The sequence below is a fragment of the Streptococcus sp. FDAARGOS_192 genome (assembly GCF_002073815.2).
In the GTDB taxonomy this organism is placed as follows: Bacteria; Bacillota; Bacilli; order Lactobacillales; family Streptococcaceae; genus Streptococcus; species Streptococcus salivarius_H.
The window spans coordinates 2,096,255-2,122,375 of the sequence record NZ_CP020431.2 but is presented as its reverse complement, the minus strand read 5'-3'; the positions used below and the strand labels follow the sequence as shown (position 1 = coordinate 2,122,375).

Genomic DNA, 26,121 nt, shown 5'->3' with positions numbered 1-26,121 from the left:
ATCACAACTCAATAGAAAAGGAATTATTACCATGTCAGATATGTCAATTATTTCTGCAATTTTGGTCGTAGTTGTTGCCTTCCTTGCTGGTCTTGAAGGTATCCTTGACCAATTCCAATTCCACCAACCACTTGTTGCATGTACCCTCATCGGTGCTGCTACAGGTAACCTCACTGCAGGTATCATGCTTGGTGGTTCTCTTCAAATGATTGCCCTTGCTTGGGCTAATATCGGTGCCGCTGTCGCTCCTGACGCTGCCCTTGCCTCTGTTGCTGCTGCCATTATTTTGGTTAAAGGTGGTAACTTCACAACTGAAGGTATCGGTGTTGCGACTGCAACAGCTATCCCACTTGCGGTTGCCGGTCTCTTCCTAACTATGCTTGTTCGTACAGCATCTGTTGCCCTTGTTCACGCTGCAGATAAAGCAGCAGAAAGCGGAAACATCGCTGGTGTTGAACGTGCACACTACCTCGCCCTCCTTCTTCAAGGTTTGCGTATCGCTGTGCCAGCTGCCCTTCTTCTTGCTATCCCAGCAGAATCTGTTCAACATGCCCTTGGATTGATGCCTGACTGGCTCAACCACGGTATGGTTGTCGGTGGTGGTATGGTCGTAGCCGTTGGTTACGCCATGGTTATCAACATGATGGCAACTCGTGAAGTTTGGCCATTCTTCGCCATCGGTTTTGCTTTTGCTGCTATTAGCCAATTGACACTTATCGCTCTTGGTGCTATCGGTGTCGCTATTGCCTTCATCTACCTCAACCTTTCTAAACAAGGTGGCGGAAATGGTGGCGGAACTTCAACTGGTTCAGGCGACCCAATCGGCGATATCTTGGAAGACTACTAGGAAGGGGTGCTCTCATGGCTGAAAAAATTCAATTATCTCAAGCGGATCGTAAAAAGGTTTGGTGGCGCTCACAATTCTTGCAAGGTTCATGGAACTATGAACGTATGCAAAACTTGGGTTGGGCTTACTCACTCATTCCTGCTATTAAAAAACTCTATACTAACAAAGAAGACCAAGCCGCAGCTCTTAAACGTCACTTGGAATTCTTCAATACCCACCCTTACGTAGCTGCTCCTATCATGGGTGTTACCTTGGCTCTTGAAGAAGAAAAAGCTAACGGTACTGACATCGAAGATGCTGCTATCCAAGGGGTTAAAATCGGTATGATGGGACCTCTTGCCGGTATCGGTGACCCTGTTTTCTGGTTCACAGTTCGTCCTATCCTTGGTGCCCTCGGTGCATCATTGGCACAAGCTGGTAACATCGCTGGTCCACTTATCTTCTTCATCGGTTGGAACCTTATCCGTATGGCCTTCTTGTGGTACACTCAAGAACTTGGTTACAAAGCAGGTTCAGAAATCACTAAAGACATGTCTGGTGGTATCTTGAAAGATATTACTAAAGGGGCATCAATCCTTGGTATGTTCATCTTGGCTGTCCTTGTTGAACGTTGGGTTTCTATCGTCTTCACTGTAAACCTTCCAGGTAAAGTTTTGTCTAAAGGTGCCTATATCGAATGGCCTAAAGGCAATGTTAGCGGTGACCAACTTAAGACTATCCTCGGCCAAGTTAATGACAAACTTAGCTTCGATAAGATTCAAGTGGATACCCTCCAAAAACAATTGGATTCATTGATTCCAGGTTTGATGGGACTTCTCCTTACTTTTGCATGTATGTGGTTGCTTAAGAAGAAAGTTTCACCAATCACAATCATCATCGGACTCTTTGTAGTTGGTATTGTTGCAAGCTTCTTCGGAATCATGTAAAAAGAGTAAGAGTTTAGCAAAGCTGAACTCTTTTCTTATGCTATAATAAAGGTACTACAATCAAAAAGCGAGATAGATATGGCACAATCACTAAACAAAACAGTTGAACTACATACAACAGGCGTTTCCTACATGGCTATCGGGGGGAAAGTCGGTAAATTTCTAATCGGAGATGTGGCTCTTGAATTCTACCCAGATGTCAATGTCGAGCAATACATTCAAATTCCATGGACTAGCATCACTCAAATCGGTGCAAATGTATCAGGAAAGAGAATTAGCCGCCACTTTGAAGTGTTGACAGACAAGAGCAAATTCCTCTTTGCTTCTAAAGATTCTGGAAAGATTCTAAAGATTGCTAGGGAACATCTTGGCAATGAAAAAGTCGTCAAGTTACCAACTCTCATTCAAACTATCGGCACTCGACTCAAAGGTTTATTTGCCAAAAAATCATAATTTTTGTATAATATAACAGACGGATAAGTACTAGCTAGATCCTTTCAGAAAGCCTGCGGTTGCTGCGAGCAGGTAGGGTTAACCTACGAAATTCTACCGTTTCTAATAATTAAAAACATAAACAAGTGCACTCCTGTGAAGTTGGATGGAACCGTGGCTCATGTCACTCCAACACTTTCACTGGAGTGTTTTACTTTTTGGAGGAACTTATGTTAGATGTAAAACGTATTCGTAACGACTTCGATGCCCTTGCCGAAAAATTGGCTACACGTGGGGTTGCCGCTGAAACTTTAAATGAACTTAAAGAGCTTGATGTTAAACGCCGTGAGCTTCTTATCAAATCTGAAGAACTCAAAGCTCAACGTAATATCGCTTCAGATGGTATCGCTCAAGCTAAACGTAACAAAGAAGATGCTTCAGAACAAATTGCAGCCATGCAAAAAGTTTCTGCAGAAATTAAGGAAATTGATGCCGAACTTGCTGCTATCGATGAAAAGCTTAATGCCATCGTTGTGACACTTCCAAATACACCAAACGACTCTGTTCCAGTAGGTGCTGACGAAGACGAAAACGTAGAAGTTCGCCGTTGGGGAACACCTCGTGACTTTGATTTTGAAGTTAAAGCTCACTGGGATCTTGGGGAAGACCTTGGTATCCTAGATTGGGAACGTGGTGCTAAAGTCACTGGTTCTCGCTTCCTTTTCTACAAAGGACTTGGAGCAAAATTGGAACGTGCGATTTACAACTTTATGTTGGATGAGCACGCTAAAGAAGGCTACACTGAAATGATCACACCTTACATGGTTAACCACGACTCAATGTTCGGTACTGGTCAATATCCAAAATTCAAGGAAGATACTTTCGAGCTTGACGGTACTGACTATGTCCTTATCCCAACCGCTGAAGTTCCTTTGACAAACTACTACCGCGGTGAAATTCTTGATGGTAAAGAATTGCCAATCTACTTCACAGCCATGAGCCCTTCATTCCGTTCAGAAGCTGGTTCAGCTGGTCGTGATACACGTGGATTGATCCGTCTTCACCAATTCCACAAGGTTGAAATGGTCAAATTCTCAAAACCAGAAAGCTCATACGATGAATTGGAAAAAATGGTAGTTAACGCTGAAAATATCCTTCAAAAACTTAACTTACCATACCGTGTCATCACTTTATGTACTGGCGATATGGGATTCTCAGCTGCTAAAACCTACGATTTGGAAGTTTGGATTCCAGCACAAAACACTTACCGCGAAATTTCTTCATGTTCAAACACAGAAGATTTCCAAGCCCGTCGTGCACAAATCCGTTACCGTGACGAAGCTGATGGTAAGGTAAAACTTCTTCACACTCTTAACGGTTCAGGACTTGCTGTTGGACGTACAGTAGCCGCTATCCTTGAAAACTACCAAAACGAAGATGGTTCAGTAACTATCCCTGAAGTTCTTCGCCCTTACATGGGTGGTGCTGAAGTGATTTCACCAAAATAAATAAGAGAAATCTCCAGAAAAAACTGGAGATTCTTTTAGTTTTGATTAGCTTCCTCGTAGTATGGTTTCAACTTATAGAATCCATCAGCGAGTTCTTCTACCAACTCTTCCATTGTTTCACTAGCAGTCACAGGGACATCATACTTGACCAAGACCTTACGAACACGACCATCTCTAATTGCTTCTTTAAGCATCTGGCGATTCTCTTCAGTTCCTTCCACACGATGACTAACACCATTTTCCTGAGCAAAATAGTATAGAGAGGGTGCAATCGGTAAGTCTAGGACCTTATGTTGCTTAGCTAGAGTGGTATCTGATTTTTTACGTTCGACAAAGCTAACTTCTACTGAAATCCCCCATTTTTCAGGCTGACCATAAAGTCGAATCGCCATGGCAACATCGTCTAAACTATCCTCAGGGGCCCTGTAATAGCACCAAAAGTGTGGCCGGCATATTTGTGCTTGATTAGCCCAATTACTGACACGATCCATCTTAAAGGGTGCCAAACGCTCCTCTAGAAGTTTTGCTAAAGCCTGCATCTCCTTACGAGCTGCTTGACCAAGTGCCTTGAGGTCTTCCATCTCTTCCTTATGTGGGCCCGCTTTTTCAGGTTTGATATACTTAACCCCTTGTTTAGATAAATAAGATTGAATATTTTCTAACATCGTTTTCTCCTTACAATGATAAAAGACCAACCCATAACGATTCTATTCCGGTTGGTCTCTTTTTTTATTTACGTTTACGAGCAATCAAATGGATTGGTGTTCCCTCAAAACCAAAGGCTTGACGAATTTGATTTTCCAAGAAACGCATGTATGAGAAGTGCATAAGCTCTTCTTCATTGACAAAGATAACAAATGTTGGTGGTTTAACCGAAACTTGTGTGCCATAGAAAATCTTAAGGCGTTTTCCTTTGTCAGTTGGTGTTGGGTTGATGGCAATGGCATCCATGATAACATCATTCAAAACAGCTGATGAAATACGACGGTTCTGACTCTCACTGATGCGTTTAATCATCTCTGGCAACTTGTTAAGACGTTGTTTCGTCTCAGCCGATACAAAGATAATTGGTGCATAGCTCAAAAATTGGAACTGATCACGGATATCTGCTTCCCAGTTAGCAACGGTATGATTGTCTTTCTTAATCGTATCCCATTTGTTAACTACGATGATAATCCCTTTACCAGCTTCATGGGCAAAACCAGCAATACGCTTATCATACTCACGGATACCTTCTTCGGCATTGATAACCATAAGGACGATATCAGAACGGTCAATGGCACGCATTGAACGCATGACAGAGTATTTTTCTGTGTTTTCATAAACCTTACCAGATTTACGCATACCAGCGGTGTCAATCATGGTATACTCTTGACCTTCACTGTCCACAAAGTTTGTATCAATGGCATCTCGAGTAGTACCAGCAATCGGGCTGGCAATCACTCGGTCCTCACCCAAAATGGCGTTAATCAAGCTTGATTTTCCGACGTTTGGACGTCCAATCAAACTAAAACGAATGATATCTGGATTTTCTTCTTCAACTTCTGTTGGGAGGTTTTCAACGATAGCATCGAGAACATCCCCTGTACCGATACCGTGAACAGATGAAACTGGATAAGGATCACCAAGTCCAAGAGAATAAAAATCATAGATATCTGCACGCATCTCAGGGTTATCCACTTTATTTACCGCCAAGATAACAGGCTTGTTGGTCTTATAGAGAATACGAGCAACGTACTCGTCCGCATCTGTCACGCCTTCCTTACCTGAAACGACAAAGACAATAACGTCAGCTTCAGTCATGGCAATGTCAGCTTGGTGCTTAATTTGTTCCATAAATGGTGCATCAACATCATCAATACCACCTGTATCAATTAAGCTAAACTGGCGATTAAGCCATTCAGCAGAGGTATAAATACGGTCACGTGTTACCCCTTCAACGTCTTCGACGATAGAGATACGTTCACCCGCAATTCGGTTAAATAGGGTCGATTTCCCAACGTTTGGGCGACCCACGATAGCAACTGTAGGTAATGTCATATGTTTAAGTCCCTGATTAAATAGGGATTCCTTTCTTCATTTAGCAGTCTCACTTCCACCAAGGAAAGCAAACTCTCTTATTCTTTATCATTATTAGGATCACCCTAACGGCGATTAACACCCTTCAAGTGAACCTCTTTGGCAAGAAAACGGATACGCTCCATCACACGTTTGGCCTGCCAAGTCTCGTCTCCTTGACGTCCATTGGATAGCTTAGCTTCTAAATCCGCAAAACTATAGTTAGACGTAAAGAAGGTAGGTAGCTCCTCAATCATGCGATGCTGGAGGATAACTTGCAAAACATCATCCCTAATCCAAGAAGAGAATTGTTCTGCACCAATATCATCTAGAACCAAAACTTCCGCCTGTTTGACAGCATCAATTTGCTCCTTGACAGAACCATCCTTGATTCCATTTTTAACATCAATAGTAAATGATGGGTAATGAATAATGGTCGTCGCAACCTTCTTGGTCTCTGAAAGTTCATGAGCCATAGCAGCCAACATGAAGGATTTTCCAACCCCCATGTCTCCGTAGATATAAAGGCCTTTCTGGTCTGGACTAGGGTAATTCGCCACAAAATCCACGAGACTCTCAAAGGTATCAACACGAGCCACATCATCTAGAGCAATGTCCGCAAAGGTAATCTTACGATAAGACTGAGGCAGACTCACCAAATTAATCCGTTTAGCAATAGCCTGCTGTTCTTGTTGCTCTTTGAGCTGACGCGTCTCCTTATAGGTGACATCAGCGTAGCCTTCATTCATGGTCAGAATCGGTTCATACCCTTTGGCAATATACGAGGCATCACCTTCCTTTACCTTACGGCATTCCACCAGGAATTGATTAAACTTAGGAAGACTACGCTTGATTTCATCCTGGCTTAGGCTATGCTCTTGAATAAAGCTAGCCACTCTTGGATCCGCTAAAATTTGCTTCGTTAAATCTGTTGCATTGCCAGACCCATGATGCCCTGTTCGGTTTAGGGTTTGTCCAACTCTTTCCATAGGCTACTCCTTTCCTTTTTCTAGTTTTGCCAAAGCTCGACGTCTAATTTCATCCAACTTGGCCTGATCAGCCTGACTGGTTTGATTATCATAATCTGGATTACTCCAGCTCGGCACATTTGTTTTCTTCTTAGAATCAGCTTTTGCTTGCTGTGATTTCTTATCGTAACCACTACGCAAAGCTAAAAGCCCCTGTTCAGCAGTGACGATATTCTTAAAGGCAAAATCGTTGGCAAGTTTAGAGATATACTCTCGATTTACATTCGTTGAACGTGTCCGTCCCAAACTGTAGGCAACCATGAGGTTAATTACCTCATCCATAAAGCCTCTTTGTGCCAAATCCGTGAGAATCTGCTTCTCAGAATTAGTCACAGTCCCGCTTGGGCCTTTAGCACTTTGCAAGTAATCTATAGGCTTTTCGGACCTAACCGCTTTAAGAATCTTTTTCTCCGTCTCCGTCAAAGCAGAATCACCACCCAATGTTTGAGCTTGAGCCTGTTCTAATTGCACCTGCATACGCTTGACAATAATCTGGTGGTTCACGGCTGTCTTTTTCGCTAAGAGATAGGTATCATACCAATTCATGCCATGAGTTTCAGACAATTTATAGATTTCTGGCACATCTGTCTTTTCATCTGTAAATACAAGTCCGTCAGCCTGCATACGATTCCTGAAACTGCTTAAATCAAACGAATTTTTAGGCTTGATTTCAGACACAGACTTTTGAGCCAAACGCTCATCGGTAAAGACATCCGAAAAACGTTTAGATAAATCTTGCAAGCCTTGTAGACCTGCCGGTTTCAAAGCATCTACTGCTGGTTCACTAATCTTTTGCTCGAGAAGTGAACTATAAACGGCATGTTTTAGAAACTGCTCAATTGATAAGGGAGACTTAAGCTCTATAACATAAACCCCTTGAGGTGAGTGGTAAAAGGCCAAGAGATCTACTGCTGTCAGAACCGCCAGTGCTTCCTGAAGGGGCTGCATTCCAAAGTTAAGATGGTTCAGAATAGCCGCAAACTTATGGCGGTGATTACCATTGTCATAAAAAGCCACGAAATACTGGTAGAGAGCGTATCCTTCACTCCCAATAATGGGATAATAGCAACGCATCAAACTTGCCTGATCGGGAACGATAACCTGATTGCCAACATAGACAAATTCTTCAATAGGTCTCATTTTTTAGACTCTTTTTTCGCACGTACAGTTTTGGTGATTTCTTGAAGCAACTCTTCAATCTCATCAACATCTTTGAAAGAACGGTAGACACTAGCAAAACGTACATAAGTAATTTCATCAAGGTCAGCGAGTTCTTTCATCACTAAATTCCCAATGACATCACTATCAACCTCTCCATCATGGTTACGTCGAATATTTTGCTCAATACGGGTGATGGCATTTTCGATATCCTCACTAGAAACCGGACGCTTCTGAGCACTCATCAAGATACCATTGAAAATCTTATCGCGAGAGAATTGTTCACGAGTACCGTCTTTTTTGACAACCAAAAGTGGAACTTCTTCCACACGCTCAAAAGTTGTAAAACGAGCATGACAAGAATCACACTCACGACGACGACGAATGGTATTCCCATCCTCTGCCTGACGGCTATCGATAACACTAGATTTATTATGTTGACATTTTGGACAACGCATGCACTTCACCACCAATCTTTGAAATTCGGTACTCTATTTTACCATAAAAACACACAAAAAGCACGCTCTAAACGAGGCGTGCTCACGACCAAGAATCACTCTAAGACTCTTATAAATTGATTTAAAGCTCAAGTTGAGGTGTCGTCGTTTCTCCATCTGCAAATGGAATGTAAAGGTCGAAACGTGTTCCAACACCAAGTTCAGAACTAACATCGATACGGCAGCGATAAGCTTCCACAATTTGGTAAAGGATTGACAAACCAATACCAACACCAGATTGCGTTGTCGTACGATTACGTGCCTTATCTGAACGGTAGAAGCGCTCAAAGATATGCTCAATATCTTCTTTAGAGATTCCTTCACCATTATCTTGCACTTGGACCAACATCTCATCTTCCAGAGCCTTAATTGTAACCTGGATTTCCTTGTTAACAGGAGAATACTTGACCGCATTATCAATCAAAATCGTAATCGCCTGTTCAAAGTGTTGGCTGTAAATCTGTGCAGGGCGCTCTGAGCTCTCGAAATCATTGAGATAGAATTGGTAGTCTTCATGCAAGACACGGAAGTTACCGATAACCGTACGGATTGAAGAATTCAAATCACAAGTATCGTTTCTGTGATTTTCAAATGATCCTTTGACACGGATAGAATCCAACATATCATTAATCATAATCGTCATACGGTTGGCCTCGTGACTTGCAGCCTCAAGACTTTCCTCAAGGATTTCAGGGTCATTTTTACCCCAACGTTGCAAGAGGTCCATATGCCCCTTGATAACCGCAATCGGTGTACGCAATTCATGACTGACGTCACTCAAGAAACGCATCTGCATCTGATTATTTTCTTGGATTTTATCCATCATACGGTTAAAGTTAACCGCCAAATCACCAATTTCATCGTGACTTTCAATCTTAGAACGAAGTTCCAAATCACTTGGCGAATCGGTGATAACTCCCATCGTTTCGTGCAACTGTCTCATCGGACGAAGAATAGATGTCAGGACAACTACAGTCGCTGCGATAACTAGGACCGTCATCCCCACTTCTAGGAAAATCAATAAGAAAATCAAACGCTCTTTAAGAGCATAGTAGAATTCCAAATCATGGAAAATTTGGGCATAACCAACGATGGTCTTTTTATCTTTACCGTAGATTGGAACTTGCAGCAAGAAACCACGCTTCCCTTTATAAGAAACTGACTTCAGTTTGTTTACCTCGGACATACCTGGAGGCGAATCTGTATTCTCCTCAGAAGTAAAGATAAACGTTCCCTTTTTGTCATAAACAAAAACAGATTGGTTAGAATATAATTTATTAGAAATCGCAACCTGACCATCCAAAGAGTGCTTTTCGGAAAGCACACCATTAATGATCGATGCATAGATATTTTTAGGTGAATAAAGGGCCGCTAAAAGCGGTTCTGGACTCAACTCCTCGTCGGAGTCCCAGTCCTTTTCGATATAAGTAACAACTTTTGAGATTGTAGTGTTTACATTTTGACGTTCACGTTGCAAAAGTAGCGTATTGGCTGAGAAAACAACAACCAGAGTGAACATCGACAATACAAGAAAGAAGACCACAGCAGTTGTCATGGTCAACTTTTTTCTAATGGTTACTTTACCAAATAATTTATCTTGTAATTTACTCATTTTTCACGGATAACGTAACCCATTCCTCGTACTGTTTGAATATATGATTCCTTACCTGGAACATCGATTTTTCCACGCAAGTAACGAATATAAACATCTACAACGTTTGTTTCGATGGCGTCATCATATTTCCAAACTTGAAGCAAGAGTTCCTCACGGGTCATCACTTGGTTCATATTGCTCAAAAGTGTGTTCAACAAATCAAACTCACGTTTTGTCAATGGAATTGCTTCATCACCACGAACAACTGTACGGTTTTGAACATCCAATTTCAAATCACGATAAGTTGATGCTTTTGCTGGTGCATTCTTAGCAGCTTCGATATCTTGACGACGGAAGGTTGCACGGATACGTGCCAATAGTTCTTCAATCGCAAATGGTTTTACAATATAGTCATCAGCACCGCGGTCCAAACCAGCAACAATGTCCATGATTGAATCGCGAGCTGTCATCATCATAATATAAGTATCTTTTTCTTGTTGGAGACGACGCGTTACTTCAAAACCGTCCATCTCAGGCAACATAAGGTCCAAGAGAATAAGATCGAAATCTTTCTCGAGTGCCATTTCAAGTCCTTCGCGTCCGTTGTCTGCTGTCACAACGTCGTATCCTTCGTGTTGAAGTTCAAGAGAGACAAAACGAGCAAGGTTTTTCTCATCTTCAACAATCAAAATGCGTTTGCTCATAATAAGTATTTACCACTTTCTTAAAATTTTTTGACTTCCATTTCCCTTAAAAAGTCTGTAGATCTACCCAATGAATAAATCCGAAAATTAACTTCTAATGATATAATAATATAGATTTTTAAAATTGTCAAACATTTTTAGTTTGTTTTTTTGAATTAATTTTCATCAAAAAGACCGTTCAATTGGGCAAAGGGATTACTTGCCTCTTTTTTCTCCTGTTGAAGTGCGGCAAAGTCCTCTTCTGACAAGACTTCCCAGTCATTCCCAGAGAGCGAAATTTGTCCTGATTCTTCCTCAGGTGTTAGTACTCTCAAAGGAATATTAAGAAGAATATTATCTAGAATACTCTCATCAAGATTAATGGTATCCCCATCCAAGATAAGAACCAGATTTTCTTCGACTAATTCTTTTTGAAGAGCAGCATCTGCCTCTTGTATAAAGGTTTCTGAAACCGGATAGTTAAAACTAAGTGTCACAGGTTCAAGTGAACGGCTAGATGGCAAGGTAATATCATAGCTAAGTTGATAATCCAAAAGGTACAAACCATTGTCATAGGCTACCTGCCCACTTGCTTGAATCTGTTCAAGATTTAAAACTTGATCATAGCGTTCTTTAATAGACTCCAACAAAGAAGGTGCTTCGTTAAAGGCGAGCCCTTCTGGAGACTTTCTAACTTCTGAAAGATAAATCATTTTTAATCCTCAAATTAAATTTCCCCATAGGGATCTATTTTCAATCCACAAGACCATAATCCCCCACATTCACTTTTCATTAGAGAGCATGATTATGATTTTAGACTTAATTAGTATTATATCAAATTTTTAAGAAAAAATAACACCTTTAATATTACATATTTCTTAAACTTAGAACTTTTTTCAAAGCTAATGAGAAACTTACTCAGACCTAGTTTCCATCTGTCTTATAGCGTTAGATGAAAGCTCTTAATTATGGTAAAATAAGAGCATTGAAACTAGATAAAAGGAATATAAAATGACACCTGAAGATTTTTACAAGGCTCTGAAAGAACTGGGGTTCGATCTCAGCCAAAAACAAAAAGACCAATTCCAACGCTACTTTGAGCTCTTGGTAGAATGGAACGAAAAGATTAATCTTACTGCAATCACAGAAAGAGACGAGGTCTACCTCAAACATTTCTACGATTCCCTAGCTCCTGTTCTCCAAGGACATATTAAAATTCAGACTATTCGACTTCTCGATATCGGAGCTGGGGCTGGATTTCCAAGTCTCCCTATGAAAATCCTTTGTCCTGATCTTGATGTGACTATCATTGACTCTCTTAATAAACGCATCAATTTCCTAAATCTATTGGCCGATGAACTTGAGCTCAGCGGTGTTCACTTCTATCATGGACGGGCAGAAGATTTTGGACAAGACAAGGCCTTCCGTGCTCAGTTTGATATTGTAACTGCCCGTGCCGTTGCACGCATGCAGGTTCTCTCAGAATTGACCATTCCTTTCTTAAAGGTGGGTGGACAGCTTATTGCACTTAAAGCTGCAGCAGCTGACGAAGAGCTAGCCGATGCTAAAAATGCCTTGAACTTGCTTTTTGCCAAGCCTGTTCTCAACGAGAACTATAAACTGCCAAATGGGGATGGACGTAATATCACCATTGTCGATAAGAAAAAAGAAACCCCAAATAAGTACCCACGTCGTGCTGGGATGCCTAACAAGAAGCCGTTATAACGTTTATCCAAGGATGTTTCTTGCTCCTTGGACTATTATTTATTCTTATGATAACTCGGAGGTTTTCATTGATAAATCGTCTTTCTGTCACGCAAAAGCTTGTGCTCAGCTTTGTCTTTGTCATTATAGTGGGGAGTATTTTACTTAGCCTTCCCATGAGCCACTATGCTAACAGTCCAGAAACAAGCTACCTAGACCATCTCTTCAATACTGTGTCAATGGTCTGTGTAACTGGACTTTCTGTTGTCCCGGTCAGTAAGGCTTACAATGGTCTTGGTCAAATTCTCTCTATGCTTCTCATGCAGACGGGAGGACTTGGACTAGTCTCTCTTATAGCCTTTAGTACCTATACCCTTAAAAATAAATTAGGACTGAGCGATCAAGATCTTCTTCAATCCGCACTTAGTAGGGATAACCAAAAAGATTTGAAGGCTTATCTTTTTAAGGTCTATAAAATAACTTTTTCTATTGAAGCTATGGCAGCACTTGTGATTATGACTGATTTCATTCCTCGTTTTGGACTTGGTCATGGCATCTTTAATAGTCTCTTTCTAGCTGTCTCTGCCTTTTGTAATGCTGGATTTGATAACTTAGGTTCTAACAGTTTACAAGAATATGCAACCAATCCAACCATTAACCTTGCTGTAGCTTTTCTCATCATGTCTGGAAGCTTGGGATTTGCAGTTTGGATTGATTTGATTCAACTAATGAGACGTTATATTAAAGATCGTCCAAGGAATTGGAAATTAGCTTGGAGACCTTTCAGTAATCAAAGCCGTCTTGTGCTTATAAGTACGGGTTGTCTCCTATTAGGAGGAACACTGCTTGCTTGGTTACTGGAAATGGATAACTCTAAGACAATCGGTACTCTCAATGTCTGGCAACAACTTCTGGTAAGTTTCTTTCAGACTGTAACCATGCGTACCGCTGGCTTTGCAACTATTTCCTATACCAATGCAGATTTCTCCACAAATCTTCTTTTTATGATTCAAATGATTATTGGGGGTGGTCCTGGAGGAACTGCGGGTGGTATCAAGGTGACAACTGCCTCTATCATGTTCCTACTTTTTAAGTCAGAGCTATCTGGTAACTCGAGCGTGGTTTTTCGAAACCGTATTATATCTAACAAAACCATTTTGCAAGCATTCACAGTTATACTCTTTTTCCTAACGATGCTCTTTGTCGGCTATGTTATTTTGCTGGAAACTAATCCTACTCTCTCTCCACTAGGCCTACTTTTTGAGAGTGTGTCAGCCATTGCTACCGTTGGTGTTTCAATGGATTTGACCCCTAATCTAAATACCCTAGGACGCCTTGTTATCATGGCTCTGATGTTCATTGGCCGTGTCGGACCTATCACTGTTCTCTTGAGCTTGATGACCAAAAAAGAAAAACATATCTCTTATGCCCCAACTGACATTTCAGTCGGCTAAACTATTTTATTAATTGACAATATTCTGAAAGGATTTTATATGAAAACACAAATTATTGGGGTCCTTGGTTTGGGAATCTTTGGACAAACTATTGCAACCGAACTCTCTTCTTTTGGACAAGATGTTATTGCCTTAGATAATAATGCTACAACAATTGATTTCCTTGCTGATCAGGTGACTAAGGCTGCTGTTGGGGACATTACTGACATTGAATTTCTACGTTCTGCTGGTATCGATACTTGCGACTCAGTCATTATTGCAACTGGAGAACACCTAGAATCGTCTGCGCTAGCGCTCTTGCAGTGCAAAAAACTTGGTATTAAGAATATTATTGCCAAAGCTATGAATAACAATTATGAGGAAGTCCTTTACGGAATGGGTGCTAACTGGGTCATCACTCCTGAACGTAGCACAGCAAAAGAATTGGCTTCAAATATCCTCCGCTATAACATATCAAATGTTTTTCATTTAGAGGACGATGTAGCTTTAATTGAACTTAAAATTCCTAGTGAATGGGCTGGAAAGTCCTTGCATACTTTAAATCTAAGACAAAATTATAACGTCAATGTTATTGGTTTTAGAGATGAGAAAAGTGGCAAGTTAAACACCCACTTTGACCCAAGTAAGAAACTACCTGATGAAGGGATCATACTAGTTGTCGCTGACAATCGAACACTAGAAAAATTTGATTATTTAGGATATTTAAAATAACAAAAAACGTTCCAATCTCGTTCATCTAGACAAGACTGGAACGTTTTTAGTTGTGCTTAATAGCATACTTTTACTAAAAGCCAAGAATATCATCCCCATGGATTGTAAAAACGACCATGATTGAGGAAGATTAAGCCTATACTAATCCCCAATAAAAGAATAGCTGACACGATGACAAGGTAATCTTGTTTCATCAAAGATTTATGCACATACCAGGTACGTTTTTTATAGCGACCAAATCGACGTAGCTCCATAGCTGTCGATATGGTATCAATTCGTTCGAGAGATGAAAAAATTAGTGGAAGAACAATTTGGAGATTCCCGCGAATACGTTTGACCAATCCCGACTTTTGCGACAAATCCAAACCACGAGCCTCTTGAGCCTTACGAATCGTAAAGAATTCTTCTTGGACATCTGGAATATAACGCAAGGTTAAACTAACGGAATAGGCAAATTTATAAGGAATTCCAATCTGATTAAGACTAGCCGCAAACTGACTCGGATGAGTGGTCATAAGAAAAAGAATGGCAAGAGGGACCGTTGAAAAATACTTAAGCAATAGATTTGCAAGGTAAAAAAGCTCCTGACTGGTTAGATAGAAACGCCCCCAGCCTTCAATAAGAACTGTCTTTGCCCCGTAAATTTCTTCACCATAACCAGGTGCGAAAAGGTAGACCATAAGTAAATTAAAGAGGGCAATGGATCCAATAATCTTAACAACAAAAGAAATATCTCGCCAACGAATCTTAGCCAAATAAAAGAGATAAATGGAAAGTAAGCCTACCGCTAGGATAAAGCGTGGGTCATAGGTTGCCATACAGGCAACTGAAACCAAGATAAAGAAAAGCATCTTACTTGCCCCAGACAAATCATAGAGGAAACCTTGACCTGACTGATAACCAATTAAACGATTAGACATTAGGGCCTCCTTTTTCGATATAATACTGGGTTACTTCTACTGGATCACTTGACAATTTCTGACCCAAAGTATAAAGAGAGGTCTGCTTGAGATTAGCTGACTCTAGTAAATCCTTCTGATTAAGAATTGTAACAGGCTTGTCGTCTGCAATGATTTCACCCTCAACCACAACGAGACAACGATCGCTATATTCCAACATGAGCTGCATGTCATGAGTAATCATCACAATCGTATGACCTTGCTTTTGAAGACTGTCCAAGAAATTCATGATATCTGTGTAAGTCTTGTAATCTTGACCAGCCGTTGGCTCATCCAAGATAATGATTTCAGGTTTCAAAACTAAGATAGACGCAATGGTCACGCGCTTTTTCTGACCAAAGGAAAGCGCAGAAATGGGCCATTTACGAAAACTATAGAGACCACAAGTCTTCAAGACCTCATAAACACGTTCTTCAACCTCAGCCTCTTCAATTCCTCGCAAACGCAAACCAAGAGCGACCTCATCAAAAATCATAGTTTGGCTAATCATCTGATTTGGGTTTTGCAAAACAAAGCCTATACGTTCTGAGCGCTCGGCAATGCTATCCTGACTAATATCCTGACCCTTGTAAGTCAATTTTCCTTGACTTGGGACAAAACCACATAGAGCCTTGGCAAGCGTCGACTTTCCAGCCCCATTTTTACCGACAATCGCTAGTCGCTCACCTTTTTTCAAGCTAAAGGACAGATCCTCTATGATTGCTGGATTATCTCCATAGGAAACGCTAAGCCTCTCAACCTTCAAAATAGAGTCACTCGAACTGTCTTTTTTATCCTTCAAAACTCTGTCTGGCAGAGCAAGGTCAGATAGGTCTAAAGCATCTAATTGACTAAGATTTTGTGCACTCCTTGTGTCAAATCCCAACTGACGTAAAACCGTCACATATAGAGGTTCGCGAATCCCATTTTCTAGCAAGAGCGTACTCGATAAGAGCTCATCTGGGCTACCATTAAAGAGGAGCTCTCCATCATTGACCAATAAAATGCGGTCAACGGGACGATAAAGAACATCTTCTAGGCGATGCTCAATAATAATCGTCGTAGCTCCCACCTCCTTGTGGATCTTATCAATGAGGTCAATGGTTTCCTGCCCTGATTTAGGATCTAAATTTGCCAGAGGCTCATCAAATAAAAGAATAGGACTCTCATCAATCAAGACACCAGCCAAACTGACTCGTTGCTTTTGGCCACCTGATAAATCTTGAGGGCGGTGGTTTAAAAGAGAGGTCAAGTCTAGACGCTCAGCCCAGAGGGCTACCTTATCTTTCATCTCACTTTGATCAGCACAATCATTCTCCAAAGCAAAAGCCAAATCCTCGGCTACTGTTAGGCCAATAAACTGACCATCTGGATCCTGCAATACCGTCGATACCAACTGTGACTTATCATAGATAGATTGCTTAAAAATATCCTGACCATCTATCCTTACCTGGCCTTGTGCCTGACCTTTATGAATATTAGGTATGATACCATTGAGACACTGAGCTAGAGTCGACTTTCCACTACCAGAAGGACCTAAGATTAGGACTTTCTCGCCCTTGGCAATATCAAAGCTGATATCTTTAAGCGTCGCTTCTGCTTGCGCATCATATTGAAATGTAAACTGATTAAAACTAATGTATTTATCCATGTTTCTACTAAAAAAGAGAGGAGGTATCAAAACAAACTGACAGTCCCACTCTCCTATGATTCATGCTAGTCTTTGGTAAGACTACCAGATTGTGTACGTGAGCTAGCATAGATTGCAAGAAGGAGGGTTCCTCCAATTGCAATTGTAATAAAGTTAGCTACGCCAGCTACAAAACTTTGTGCATAAAGGTATGACCAGGCTTGTGCAAATTGGAGTCTATCACCAATAGGAGTAACGATACCATAGGCAATAAGGAGGGCCAATGCTTGTACTAGGTTAAACCAAATCATACTCATCAAAGAGAACTTGCCAGTTGTGACGTCATATTTTTTACTAAATAGACCAATCACAAGACCTGTAATAGCACTTGCAAGTACCCAAGCCCATGAGATATTTCCGTATTGAATGCCATCTTTAAGCGCATGCCCAATAAAGCCCATAAAGAAACCTGTAATAGGCCCAAAAACAACTGAGAATAGTGCTTGAACAGCATACTGAAGTTGGATGCTAGTGTTCCCAAAAATAGGAATATTAACAAACATACCAATGATAATAAAGAGTGCTGCACCAATACCTGTCGCAACTACTGTACGAATTGAATTATTCTTCATAATCTTACTTTAATCTCCTAAACGTTTAATTTCAATGTGCCAGTTAGAGCCTACACCAATATTATATGCCTTGGCAAAAGACACTTGGTTAATGGCTAAACCGACACGATAGAGGGAATTGATATAAATAATTGGTTGACCAATACGAACATCCGCAAATGATTTTCCATAGGTAACCTGATTTTGATAAACCAACATATCATTGTTAAAGATGGTTACTTCAAAGCGGTCACCAAAGTTTGGGTCTAAAGCGTAAAAATCATCACGTGTGATAGAGGTCCAAAGAGAGCCAAAACGGACATCCAAAATGTCAATCGCACCACGAACTAAATTATCCTCTATGATGGTTTCAACCACTGGAAGTTCTAGAATTTTGTCCACAGGTAACTCAGGACCGACTTCTTCAAAACTGATATGACCAGAAGCTAATTTAGCCCCTGTATAGGCATAAACATCACGACCATGGAAGGTATAAGAAAGTTCTGTATTGCTACGACGATTCTCAACCTCTGAAATCTCACGAACAGCCACGATACCAACAACCTTTTTGATATAAGAAAGTGTCCCGTTATCTGGTGTGACGATATATTGCCCCGTCTTTGTTAAGGCAACCACACTTTTACGTGAGAAACCTACACCCGGATCAACTACCGAAACAAAGGTTGTCCCCTCAGGCCAGTATTCAACGGTCTGAAACAGACGATAAGAAGCCTCAAAAGTGTTGTAGGGGGTAATCTCATGTGTCAGATGATGAACTCCCAAACTAGGTTCTTCCTGAAGGGCCACACCAATCATGGCCGAAACAGCACCATCAACCAAACCAAAGTCTGATTGAAGCACCAATAAATTATTAGTCATAAATGTTTCACTTTTTCTCTTTGAACGGTTTATTTTACCATATTTTATGGGCTTTTTAAAGATGATAGATCCTTGAGCTAGCTATAGTCTTTGACTATGTTTTCTCTAAAATCAAAAAGCCAGCCAAATAGGCCGACCTTATACAATTAGCTATGCTTTCTTCCAACGGCTCTTTTCTGCTACTGCTGTAAAGAGAACGTCTGTTGAAGAGTTAAGGGCTGTTTCACAGGAGTCTTGGATGACACCTACGATAAAGCCGACACCGACAACCTGCATGGCCAAATCATTTGAGATACCAAAGAGGCTACATGCTACTGGCACTAATAGGAGGGATCCTCCAGCAATACCTGAGGCACCACAAGCAGAAATAGCTGAAACCACACTAAGAATGAGTGCTGTCGCAAAGTCGACCTGAATTCCCAAAGTCGTTACTGCAGCAAGCGTTAAGACATTGATTGTCACGGCTGCTCCAGCCATATTAATAGTTGACCCCAAAGGGATAGAAACCGAATAGGTATCAGGATTCAAACCAAGATCCTTACAAAGTTGAAGGTTAACTGGAATATTGGCTGCTGACGAGCGAGTAAAGAAGGCTGTAATCCCAGAGTCTTTCAAACAACGGAAAACTAGTGGGAAAGGATTTTTGCCCATCATCACAAAAGCAATGATTGGATTAACAACCAAGGCAACAAAGGCCATTGTTCCCACTAAAACAAGGATTAGGATACCATAATCTGCCAAAACACCAACACCATTCTCAGAAATAGTATTAAAGACAAGACCAAGGATACCAAATGGGGCCAAGTTGATAATCCAACGAACGATTTGTGACGTCACTTCTGCCAAGGTATTAAGCAAATCCTTCGTATGATTGCTAGCTGTTCGCATGGCGAAACCAAAGACAACTGCCCATACCAAAACACCAATATAATTGGCTTGAGCCAAGGCATTGACAGGGTTATCTACCATCTTAAGCAATAAATCTTTAAAAACTTCTCCCACACCTTGAGGTGCCGTTGCTTTAGTCGCTGCAGCTGCTCCCAACTTCAAAGAAATTGGAAAAATATAGTGAGAAATAACTGCCGTCAAAGCAGCCGCAAAGGTCCCAAAGAGATAAAGAACAATAACTGTCTTCATGTTGCTTTGTTGACCTTCTCGCGTTTGGGAAAGGGCATTGGCAACCAAGGCAAAGACCAAAAGTGGGGCAATTGCCTTCAAACCACCAACAAACATGTCTCCCAAGAGACCAATAACCGTAAACTTAGGAACAAGCAAACCAAGCACAGCACCCACTACCACACCAATGGCAATACGCTTAATTAGACTGGTCCTATTCCAAGTTGAAATAAAACGTTTCATAACTCATTAACTCCTTTTTTATGGTTAGCTTAACCATAAGCATTCGATAGCTTCCATACTATGATAAATATCTGAAATCGTCAAGACATGAGAAAAGCCTGTAGCAAACAGGCTCTCAAATCCTATTTATGACTCAATTTACGAGTCAAGAAATCACCCAAGAATTGGATAAGGAAAATCAAAATCAAAATCAAGAAAGTTGCCAAAATGGTAACTGATGTACTAGAACGGTTATATCCATAATAGATGGCGATGTAACCAAGACCACCGGCACCGATAGCACCGGCCATTGCAGTCTCACCGACTAGGGAAATCAGAGTTACGGTTGATACACGAACCAACTCAGGTAGACCTTCACTAAGGTAAACCTTAATCGTATCCCAAAGTGTTGCACCACTAGCTTGTGCTGCTTCAATAACGCCACGGTCAAGATCTGCAAGCACCACCTGTACTTGACGTGCAAAGAATGGGAAGGTTGCAGCTGACAATGGAACCAAGGCCGCTGTCATACCGAGGTTAGTCCCCACGATAAAGTAAGTGAATCCTTTCAAAATCGCCAAGAGGATAATGAAAGGAATGGCACGGAAGATTGAAGTGATTTTATCCAAGATTTGGAAAACAAATTTATTTTCAATAACTCCACGAGGACCTGTCAATACCAAGAAGAGCCCCATAACAAGACCAAGAAGTCCCCCAATGATGAAGGAAATAACCGTCATGTAGAGAGTCGCATAGATGGCGTCTGGCCAAGAGTTAACCCCCTGCATACCGATACGATAAATATCTGGAAAGTTTTGTTGAATCCAATCTGCCATTATTGGGCTCCTTTCTTAAGTACTTGCAAGCTGACACCTGCATTTTCAATCGCTTTTTGAGCAGCAAGAACCTGATCCGCTTCACCATCCAAGACAACGACCAATTCACCAACAGGAGTATCACCTAGAATCTCAACGTTACCATAAAGGATGTTACTTGAAACTCCGTACTCTTTGAAAAGTTCGGTCAAGAGTGGCTCATCTGTTGAAGAACCAGCATATTTAAGTTGAACGAGAAGGGCTGAGCTTGGTAAGTTTTTCACCAAAGGTTGTGCATTAATCTTAGCCAAGGCATCTTCAATCCCTGCTGCAGTTTCAATAAATTCTTGTGTCAAATCTTCTTGAGGATTTGAGAAGATATCAAGTACACTGCCCTCTTCCAAAAGTTGACCATTTTGCATAACGGCAACACGGTTACAAATATCTTTAACAATTTGCATTTCGTGGGTGATCATAACCACTGTCAACCCAAGTTTTTTATTCAAATCCTGCAATAGTGAAAGAATTTGCTTAGTTGTTTTAGGGTCAAGAGCTGATGTAGACTCATCTGAAATCAAGATTTCAGGATCATTAGCCAAGGCACGGGCAATCGCTACACGTTGTTTTTGACCACCTGATAATTGTGCAGGATAGTTTTCAGCACGATCAGCCAAATCAACCAATTCCAAAAGACCGCGAATTTTTTTGTCTTTCTCTTCATTGCTTAGTTTAGAATGACGAAGGGCAAAGGCTACATTTTCATAAGCCGTCTTTTGAGCCATAAGGTTAAAGTGTTGGAAAATCATCCCAATCGTTTGACGTTTCTGACGCAATTCTTTTGTCGACAATTGGACCTTACCATCTGCAAAAGTCACATCTTTACCGATAGTGATTTTACCAGCTGTAGGCACTTGCAAAAGATTGATCGCACGCACAAGGGTAGATTTACCAGCCCCTGAATAACCAACAATTCCGTAAATATCACCTTTTTCAATCTGGATAGACACATCCTTAACCGCTTGAATAGTGCGGCGTTTCTGCGTAAAGGTGATATCAATATTTTTCAAATCAATAATGACATTACTCATAACTTGCAATTAACTCCTTAATTAGTTCAATGTGGGTGTAGTAATCTGCTAAGCTGACATTTTCATCCCCACCATGGTCACGACTGTTGGCATTTCCTATACCAAAGGCTGCCATAGGAACACCCAAAGCCTGATGAATCATATGCATAGGCCCTGTACCTGCTGCCGTTGGAAGCACAGCAACGCCTTCTTCATAAAAGCCTTTTGCTAACTCAATAACATTGACAATAGCTGGATCAGACATATCACTACGATAACTTTCTTCACCAAGAGTGAAGGTCACCTTGATACGGTCAAATCCTTCTTTTTTGAGGTGTGCCTTGATACACTCCAAAACGTACTCAGGCGTCAAGCCAGGGACCAAACGCATCTCCATCTTAGCTCTGGCTTTGGCTGGTAAGATAGTCTTAACCCCTTGCCCCTGATAACCTGTTGAAATGCCTTCAATGGAAAGGGCAGGTTCAAAATAGTAAGTTTTTAAGAAAGCTCGGCGGTCACTTTCTAAAATGGGTAGTTTTAAGCCGTAAATCTTACGAAGACTATCTGCATTTTCAATGGCATAAGTTTCAATAAGATCCATCTCTCGTTCGTTTGGTTGGACAATCTTTTCATAGATACCGTCGATAAGGATACGTCCCTGATCATCTCTCATGCTTGAGATAGCGTTGAGCAAGTACCACGAAGCCGATTCAATCACTGCACCAAATTTAGAGTGGATATCAACATCAGCACTCTCGACAGACAAGTCAAAGGTAATAATCCCCTTGTTGCCCCCTGTGATTTCCAATTGACCTTTACTATTTCGATTTCCTTGCTCCCAAACCAATAGGTCTGCTGGAAGAAGGTCATCTCGGTATTTTTCCAAATATTTTTCAAGGTCAGTTGATGCAGATTCTTCAGCCCCTTCCATCATAAACGTAATATTTACAGGAAGGTCGCCAACCTCTCGAATATATTTCCGCAGGGCTGTCAAACGAGCTGTAATATGCCCCTTATCATCATCAACACCACGACCATACATGTAGCCCTTACGAACTGTCAGACGGAAAGGTTCATCTGTCCATGGCTGATCATTATCCGCAGGAACCGTATCATAGTGTTGATAGAAAATAATTGTTTTCGCATCTGGATTTGGACTCTTGAATTTTGCCAAGACAAATGGTGCCGTATAGGTCTCGTCAATTGTCACCTCTGCACCAACACCAGAGAAAATCTCACCAAGGTAAGCAGCCACGTCATAGAGACCAATATTTTGAGCAAAAATAGATTTTTTAGAAATCAAAGTCCGCAAGACTTCAAAATAGTGCTGAGCAATTTCATCGTTACGAAATTTTCGTAACTGCTCTTCTTCACTTGAAAATGCCATCAAATCGTCTCCTTCATACACGACAAAATGGCGTGCTCTCACACGCCCTCTGTCTTTAGCTTATTTCTTTGAATTAGCTTTCAATTGATCTTGTGTTGGGGCACCTTTCCAAGCTGGAAGGTCAACCTTGTTAGATGCATCATAGATGATTTGTGCTACTTCATCGTTTTGGTATGCTTTAATCAAAGTCTTGATAGCATCAGCTTTATTTGATTTTTCCCAATCTTTATTAGCTGCAATGACGTTAACCCAATCTTTCAAATCTTGACTTGGTTCTTCTTGGAAGAGAGTTGTATCATAGTTAACGTTTTGTTGTTGTGCGTATGAGTTATTAACAACCGCTGCATCTACTGATGAAAGCGTTTGGGCAGCTTGTTCAGCTGAGATTTCTTTGATGTCCAATTTCTTTGGATTCTCAGAAATGTTCTTGATAGTTGCCAATTCACCATCTTTAACATCCAACTTAATCAAACCAGCTGTTTGAAGAAGTGTCAAAGCACGGCTTTCGTTTGTACCATCGTTAGGTACTGAGATTGTAGCTCCTTCTGGAAGCTCTTTAACATCTTTATACTTAGCTTTTCCGTTTTCAGTACCTGAGAAAAGGTGGATTGGGCTAAGAAGTGTGTCAGCTGCCGCAACAACATCACCTTTATTTTCTTTGTTCCAGTTGTTCAAGAAATAAATGTGTTGGAAAGCATTAACATCGATTTCACCGTTTTTAAGGGCTTCATTTGGTTGGTTGTAGTCTGTGAACTCTTTCAACTCGATAGTAACACCCTTGTCTTTAGCCAATTCTTTGACTTTATCCCACAATGGCTCAGTTGTATCATCCAAAGTCATGATACCAACTGTCAAAGTTTTATCATCTTTAGCTGATTTATTACCACCAGCACCACAAGCAGCCAAAGCTACTGTTGAAGCGACTGCCAATCCTGTAATTCCGAGAATTTTTTTAAGTTTCATAACGAACTCCCTTTAATTGTTTTAAGTATAAAATTATTATCCCATAGGATGAGAATTGTATCAAATTGTTTATAATTGTATATATCTATAGTTTTTAACTATAACTCGCCCTAGATTTTAATTATATGAAAAAGCTGAGAATCACTCCCAGCCTTCCTTATTATTTTTTACTAGGAACTTTCAAAGCATCTTTAGTTGGAATATAATCTTTATTTCCAAGGAATTTTTCAGCCAACTTAGCCAAAGTACCATCTTTTTGGAGTTCTTCCAAACGTTTGTTTACAAATGTTTGAAGATCTTTTTGGTTATCTGCGAACAAGAAGTAGATGTATGGTTGTTGATCAGATTTAAGTTCAATCGTCTTCAAGTTGCTCAATTTATTGTTTTTGATGATTGCATTAACAGTTGGTGCATCAAAGATCTTGAAGTCGTACTTGCCTTCATTCAAACTTGTCAACATTTGTGTAATATTTTCATTTGTGTAGTTAAGTTCAACTGGCTTGTCTGAATGTTTATCGTTAAATTCAGTTAATTGTGTCGCTGTCGATGTCCCTTGAACAACCTGCGTTGAGTGTCCAGCAATATCATCATATTTCTTAATATTACTATCTTTTGGAACAGTCAAAACAGCTGGTGTGGTCCCAATTGGATATGAGAAGAGGTATTTTTGGTCACGTTCTTCTGAATAAGAGATATTGTTCCCAGCCATTTGGTATTTAGCTGAGTCAAGACCTGTGAAGACTGAAGACCATTCTGTTTTTTGGAATTTCACTTCATATTTGTCAGAGTCCTTGAAGACTGCTTTAGCCACTTCCACATCGTAACCAGTCAATTCACCGTTTTCTTCATATGAGAACGGTGCTGTTGTCCCAACTGTGGCAAAGTTAATTGTTTCTTTAGCACCTGAAGATTTAGATGCTTCTTTTGATGATTTAGATGAACATGCAGCAAGCAATGCTACTGAAGCAATGGCTACACCTGTAATTCCAAGAATTTTTTTAAGTTTCATAATATTCTCCTTTGAGATTGATTGTTTTTATTGTAACAGAATTCACTAAGCTTAACTAATACTTAAACATAATCAAGGTGATAAGAAAATACTATCACCTAAAAATATCAATTGTTTGACAAGAAAAAAGTAGAAAACCAATAACGATTTTCTACCTTATTCCTAATTAATAATGTGACAAACGCTCAATCACTTGCTGGTTATTGAGCACTTCCTGGGCAGGAAAGAAATCAGCTTTGCCATCTTCAAAAAGAAGAACATCAGCCTTTTCATGATGAAGGTGCTTAAAGTGATGAGCAGACATGATAATGGTTTTCCCAGATGAATGAAGCTCATGTAGAAGTTCCCTAAAAAATTCTTCATATTCTTTAGAAAGATTATTGAAGGGTTCATCAAGAATATAGACATCTGGATTCGTTACCATGATACTGGCAAAGGCCACTTTCTTCTTTTCTCCACCAGACAGTTGATAGGGAACGCGATCCCTTAAATCTTCAATTTTCAGCAGGGATAGTGTGTCTTGGACCCGCTGTGAGACTTCTTCTTCGGTCAGACCTAGCTGACGAGGACCAAAAGCAATCTCATCATAGACAGTACTATTAAATAACTGACTATCCACATCCTGAAAGAGGATTCCGAGGCGGCTATAAAAATCTCGTTTTTGACGTTTGTCCTTCAGCCATTCTTTGAGGTCCTTACCTAAGAAAAGAATGCGTCCAGATTCTTCCTGCTTGAAGCCGGTTAATAAACTGATAAGACTTGATTTCCCAGTCCCGTTTTCTCCCATCAACATCACATATTGTCCTTGTCTAATCTCCAAATCAAGACCAGTAAAGACCTTTTTTTGTTCATAGGCACAGGCCACTTGATTCAATTGAAACATC

The 26,121-nt window shown here is 40.6% G+C and carries 26 protein-coding genes; 7 read left to right on the top strand and 19 right to left on the bottom strand.

Features of this window, described 5'->3' with window-relative positions; translation table 11 throughout:
* Positions 1–31 precede the first annotated feature (31 nt).
* From A6J31_RS10960 to serS, 4 genes are all read left to right on the top strand, one after another.
* Positions 32–847 (top strand): PTS mannose/fructose/sorbose transporter subunit IIC, encoded by an 816-nt coding sequence (locus A6J31_RS10960; RefSeq protein WP_048790689.1) that lies wholly within the window; start codon positions 32–34, stop codon positions 845–847.
* A 14-nt stretch (positions 848–861) separates the two neighbouring features.
* Positions 862–1,773: a PTS system mannose/fructose/sorbose family transporter subunit IID gene (locus tag A6J31_RS10955; protein WP_002883717.1), complete on the top strand. Its 912-nt coding sequence runs from the start codon at positions 862–864 to the stop codon at positions 1,771–1,773.
* A gap of 78 nt (positions 1,774–1,851) precedes the next feature.
* Positions 1,852–2,226, top strand: coding sequence for a DUF956 family protein (locus tag A6J31_RS10950; protein ID WP_060972160.1), 375 nt, complete (start codon positions 1,852–1,854; stop codon positions 2,224–2,226).
* 209 nt (positions 2,227–2,435) lie between these two features.
* Positions 2,436–3,713: a serine--tRNA ligase gene (gene serS, locus A6J31_RS10945; RefSeq protein WP_080611188.1), complete on the top strand. Its 1,278-nt coding sequence runs from the start codon at positions 2,436–2,438 to the stop codon at positions 3,711–3,713.
* Positions 3,714–3,748: 35 nt separating this feature from the next.
* Here the strand turns inward: serS and A6J31_RS10940 are convergent, their stop codons facing one another.
* The 8 genes from A6J31_RS10940 to A6J31_RS10905 form a co-directional block, all read right to left on the bottom strand.
* A complete protein-coding gene (locus tag A6J31_RS10940) occupies positions 3,749–4,378 on the bottom strand; it encodes a hypothetical protein (protein ID WP_048790688.1) in 630 nt (209 codons plus the stop codon).
* 64 nt (positions 4,379–4,442) lie between these two features.
* Positions 4,443–5,753 carry a ribosome biogenesis GTPase Der gene (gene der / locus A6J31_RS10935; RefSeq protein WP_002886596.1) on the bottom strand — a complete coding sequence of 437 codons (1,311 nt, stop codon included), beginning with the start codon at positions 5,751–5,753 and terminating at the stop codon, positions 4,443–4,445.
* Between the two features lie 104 nt (positions 5,754–5,857).
* On the bottom strand, positions 5,858–6,760 hold the full coding sequence (gene dnaI / locus A6J31_RS10930; RefSeq protein ID WP_002883792.1) for a primosomal protein DnaI: 903 nt from the start codon (positions 6,758–6,760) through the stop codon (positions 5,858–5,860).
* Between the two features lie 3 nt (positions 6,761–6,763).
* Positions 6,764–7,939: a DnaD domain protein gene (locus A6J31_RS10925; protein ID WP_048790686.1), complete on the bottom strand. Its 1,176-nt coding sequence runs from the start codon at positions 7,937–7,939 to the stop codon at positions 6,764–6,766.
* Positions 7,936–8,415, bottom strand: coding sequence for a transcriptional regulator NrdR (nrdR, locus tag A6J31_RS10920; RefSeq protein WP_002883820.1), 480 nt, complete (start codon positions 8,413–8,415; stop codon positions 7,936–7,938). The genes A6J31_RS10925 and nrdR overlap by 4 nt, the downstream gene beginning before the upstream one ends.
* 121 nt (positions 8,416–8,536) lie before the next feature.
* The gene (locus A6J31_RS10915) at positions 8,537–10,066 is read right to left on the bottom strand and encodes a HAMP domain-containing histidine kinase (protein WP_002883784.1); all 1,530 of its coding nucleotides are present in this window, start codon (positions 10,064–10,066) and stop codon (positions 8,537–8,539) included.
* Positions 10,063–10,752: a response regulator transcription factor gene (locus A6J31_RS10910; RefSeq protein ID WP_002883757.1), complete on the bottom strand. Its 690-nt coding sequence runs from the start codon at positions 10,750–10,752 to the stop codon at positions 10,063–10,065. The genes A6J31_RS10915 and A6J31_RS10910 overlap by 4 nt, the downstream gene beginning before the upstream one ends.
* 155 nt (positions 10,753–10,907) lie before the next feature.
* Positions 10,908–11,444, bottom strand: coding sequence for a DUF177 domain-containing protein (locus A6J31_RS10905; protein WP_002883813.1), 537 nt, complete (start codon positions 11,442–11,444; stop codon positions 10,908–10,910).
* Between the two features lie 298 nt (positions 11,445–11,742).
* Between A6J31_RS10905 and rsmG the strand changes: the two genes are divergently transcribed.
* The 3 genes from rsmG to A6J31_RS10890 all read left to right on the top strand — a co-directional run bounded on the left by rsmG (position 11,743) and on the right by A6J31_RS10890 (position 14,600).
* Positions 11,743–12,456: a 16S rRNA (guanine(527)-N(7))-methyltransferase RsmG gene (gene rsmG, locus A6J31_RS10900; protein ID WP_048790684.1), complete on the top strand. Its 714-nt coding sequence runs from the start codon at positions 11,743–11,745 to the stop codon at positions 12,454–12,456.
* Positions 12,457–12,524: 68 nt separating this feature from the next.
* Positions 12,525–13,889 (top strand): TrkH family potassium uptake protein, encoded by a 1,365-nt coding sequence (locus tag A6J31_RS10895; protein ID WP_080611186.1) that lies wholly within the window; start codon positions 12,525–12,527, stop codon positions 13,887–13,889.
* Between the two features lie 39 nt (positions 13,890–13,928).
* Positions 13,929–14,600: a potassium channel family protein gene (locus A6J31_RS10890; RefSeq protein ID WP_048790682.1), complete on the top strand. Its 672-nt coding sequence runs from the start codon at positions 13,929–13,931 to the stop codon at positions 14,598–14,600.
* Between the two features lie 89 nt (positions 14,601–14,689).
* On the opposite strand, the gene A6J31_RS10885 is transcribed toward A6J31_RS10890, so the two are convergent.
* The 11 genes from A6J31_RS10885 to A6J31_RS10835 form a co-directional block, all read right to left on the bottom strand.
* Positions 14,690–15,520 (bottom strand): energy-coupling factor transporter transmembrane component T family protein, encoded by an 831-nt coding sequence (locus A6J31_RS10885; protein WP_021143559.1) that lies wholly within the window; start codon positions 15,518–15,520, stop codon positions 14,690–14,692.
* On the bottom strand, positions 15,513–17,189 hold the full coding sequence (locus A6J31_RS10880; RefSeq protein WP_064520711.1) for an ABC transporter ATP-binding protein: 1,677 nt from the start codon (positions 17,187–17,189) through the stop codon (positions 15,513–15,515). Before A6J31_RS10880 ends, A6J31_RS10885 begins: the two co-directional genes overlap by 8 nt.
* A gap of 65 nt (positions 17,190–17,254) precedes the next feature.
* The gene (locus tag A6J31_RS10875; protein ID WP_048790680.1) at positions 17,255–17,800 is read right to left on the bottom strand and encodes an ECF-type riboflavin transporter substrate-binding protein; all 546 of its coding nucleotides are present in this window, start codon (positions 17,798–17,800) and stop codon (positions 17,255–17,257) included.
* 9 nt (positions 17,801–17,809) lie between these two features.
* Positions 17,810–18,658, bottom strand: coding sequence for an S-adenosyl-l-methionine hydroxide adenosyltransferase family protein (locus A6J31_RS10870; protein ID WP_048790679.1), 849 nt, complete (start codon positions 18,656–18,658; stop codon positions 17,810–17,812).
* A 150-nt stretch (positions 18,659–18,808) separates the two neighbouring features.
* The gene (gene sstT, locus A6J31_RS10865) at positions 18,809–20,017 is read right to left on the bottom strand and encodes a serine/threonine transporter SstT (RefSeq protein WP_013990053.1); all 1,209 of its coding nucleotides are present in this window, start codon (positions 20,015–20,017) and stop codon (positions 18,809–18,811) included.
* A gap of 122 nt (positions 20,018–20,139) precedes the next feature.
* Complete coding sequence (locus A6J31_RS10860) at positions 20,140–20,832, bottom strand: methionine ABC transporter permease (RefSeq protein ID WP_013990052.1); 693 nt, start codon at positions 20,830–20,832, stop codon at positions 20,140–20,142.
* Positions 20,832–21,899: a methionine ABC transporter ATP-binding protein gene (locus tag A6J31_RS10855; protein WP_013990051.1), complete on the bottom strand. Its 1,068-nt coding sequence runs from the start codon at positions 21,897–21,899 to the stop codon at positions 20,832–20,834. The genes A6J31_RS10860 and A6J31_RS10855 overlap by 1 nt, the downstream gene beginning before the upstream one ends.
* Complete coding sequence (locus tag A6J31_RS10850) at positions 21,892–23,265, bottom strand: M20/M25/M40 family metallo-hydrolase (protein ID WP_080611185.1); 1,374 nt, start codon at positions 23,263–23,265, stop codon at positions 21,892–21,894. The genes A6J31_RS10855 and A6J31_RS10850 overlap by 8 nt, the downstream gene beginning before the upstream one ends.
* Before the next feature lie 60 nt (positions 23,266–23,325).
* A complete protein-coding gene (locus A6J31_RS10845) occupies positions 23,326–24,228 on the bottom strand; it encodes a MetQ/NlpA family ABC transporter substrate-binding protein (RefSeq protein ID WP_002886572.1) in 903 nt (300 codons plus the stop codon).
* A 160-nt stretch (positions 24,229–24,388) separates the two neighbouring features.
* Positions 24,389–25,237, bottom strand: coding sequence for an amino acid ABC transporter substrate-binding protein (locus tag A6J31_RS10840; RefSeq protein ID WP_002886570.1), 849 nt, complete (start codon positions 25,235–25,237; stop codon positions 24,389–24,391).
* A gap of 166 nt (positions 25,238–25,403) precedes the next feature.
* A complete protein-coding gene (locus tag A6J31_RS10835) occupies positions 25,404–26,120 on the bottom strand; it encodes an energy-coupling factor ABC transporter ATP-binding protein (protein WP_002886569.1) in 717 nt (238 codons plus the stop codon).
* Position 26,121 lies beyond the last annotated feature (1 nt).

Bases quoted from the DNA above. Each gene is read 5' to 3' on its own strand.
- A6J31_RS10960 (WP_048790689.1), top strand. From the start codon at position 32: ATGTCAGATATGTCAATTATTTCTGCAATTTTGGTCGTAGTTGTTGCC.
- A6J31_RS10955 (WP_002883717.1), top strand. From the start codon at position 862: ATGGCTGAAAAAATTCAATTATCTCAAGCGGATCGTAAAAAGGTTTGG.
- A6J31_RS10950 (WP_060972160.1), top strand. From the start codon at position 1,852: ATGGCACAATCACTAAACAAAACAGTTGAACTACATACAACAGGCGTT.
- serS (WP_080611188.1), top strand. From the start codon at position 2,436: ATGTTAGATGTAAAACGTATTCGTAACGACTTCGATGCCCTTGCCGAA.
- A6J31_RS10940 (WP_048790688.1), bottom strand. From the start codon at position 4,378: ATGTTAGAAAATATTCAATCTTATTTATCTAAACAAGGGGTTAAGTAT.
- der (WP_002886596.1), bottom strand. From the start codon at position 5,753: ATGACATTACCTACAGTTGCTATCGTGGGTCGCCCAAACGTTGGGAAA.
- dnaI (WP_002883792.1), bottom strand. From the start codon at position 6,760: ATGGAAAGAGTTGGACAAACCCTAAACCGAACAGGGCATCATGGGTCT.
- A6J31_RS10925 (WP_048790686.1), bottom strand. From the start codon at position 7,939: ATGAGACCTATTGAAGAATTTGTCTATGTTGGCAATCAGGTTATCGTT.
- nrdR (WP_002883820.1), bottom strand. From the start codon at position 8,415: ATGCGTTGTCCAAAATGTCAACATAATAAATCTAGTGTTATCGATAGC.
- A6J31_RS10915 (WP_002883784.1), bottom strand. From the start codon at position 10,066: ATGAGTAAATTACAAGATAAATTATTTGGTAAAGTAACCATTAGAAAA.
- A6J31_RS10910 (WP_002883757.1), bottom strand. From the start codon at position 10,752: ATGAGCAAACGCATTTTGATTGTTGAAGATGAGAAAAACCTTGCTCGT.
- A6J31_RS10905 (WP_002883813.1), bottom strand. From the start codon at position 11,444: ATGATTTATCTTTCAGAAGTTAGAAAGTCTCCAGAAGGGCTCGCCTTT.
- rsmG (WP_048790684.1), top strand. From the start codon at position 11,743: ATGACACCTGAAGATTTTTACAAGGCTCTGAAAGAACTGGGGTTCGAT.
- A6J31_RS10890 (WP_048790682.1), top strand. From the start codon at position 13,929: ATGAAAACACAAATTATTGGGGTCCTTGGTTTGGGAATCTTTGGACAA.
- A6J31_RS10885 (WP_021143559.1), bottom strand. From the start codon at position 15,520: ATGTCTAATCGTTTAATTGGTTATCAGTCAGGTCAAGGTTTCCTCTAT.
- A6J31_RS10880 (WP_064520711.1), bottom strand. From the start codon at position 17,189: ATGGATAAATACATTAGTTTTAATCAGTTTACATTTCAATATGATGCG.
- A6J31_RS10875 (WP_048790680.1), bottom strand. From the start codon at position 17,800: ATGAAGAATAATTCAATTCGTACAGTAGTTGCGACAGGTATTGGTGCA.
- A6J31_RS10870 (WP_048790679.1), bottom strand. From the start codon at position 18,658: ATGACTAATAATTTATTGGTGCTTCAATCAGACTTTGGTTTGGTTGAT.
- sstT (WP_013990053.1), bottom strand. From the start codon at position 20,017: ATGAAACGTTTTATTTCAACTTGGAATAGGACCAGTCTAATTAAGCGT.
- A6J31_RS10860 (WP_013990052.1), bottom strand. From the start codon at position 20,832: ATGGCAGATTGGATTCAACAAAACTTTCCAGATATTTATCGTATCGGT.
- A6J31_RS10855 (WP_013990051.1), bottom strand. From the start codon at position 21,899: ATGAGTAATGTCATTATTGATTTGAAAAATATTGATATCACCTTTACG.
- A6J31_RS10850 (WP_080611185.1), bottom strand. From the start codon at position 23,265: ATGGCATTTTCAAGTGAAGAAGAGCAGTTACGAAAATTTCGTAACGAT.
- A6J31_RS10845 (WP_002886572.1), bottom strand. From the start codon at position 24,228: ATGAAACTTAAAAAAATTCTCGGAATTACAGGATTGGCAGTCGCTTCA.
- A6J31_RS10840 (WP_002886570.1), bottom strand. From the start codon at position 25,237: ATGAAACTTAAAAAAATTCTTGGAATTACAGGTGTAGCCATTGCTTCA.
- A6J31_RS10835 (WP_002886569.1), bottom strand. From the start codon at position 26,120: ATGTTTCAATTGAATCAAGTGGCCTGTGCCTATGAACAAAAAAAGGTC.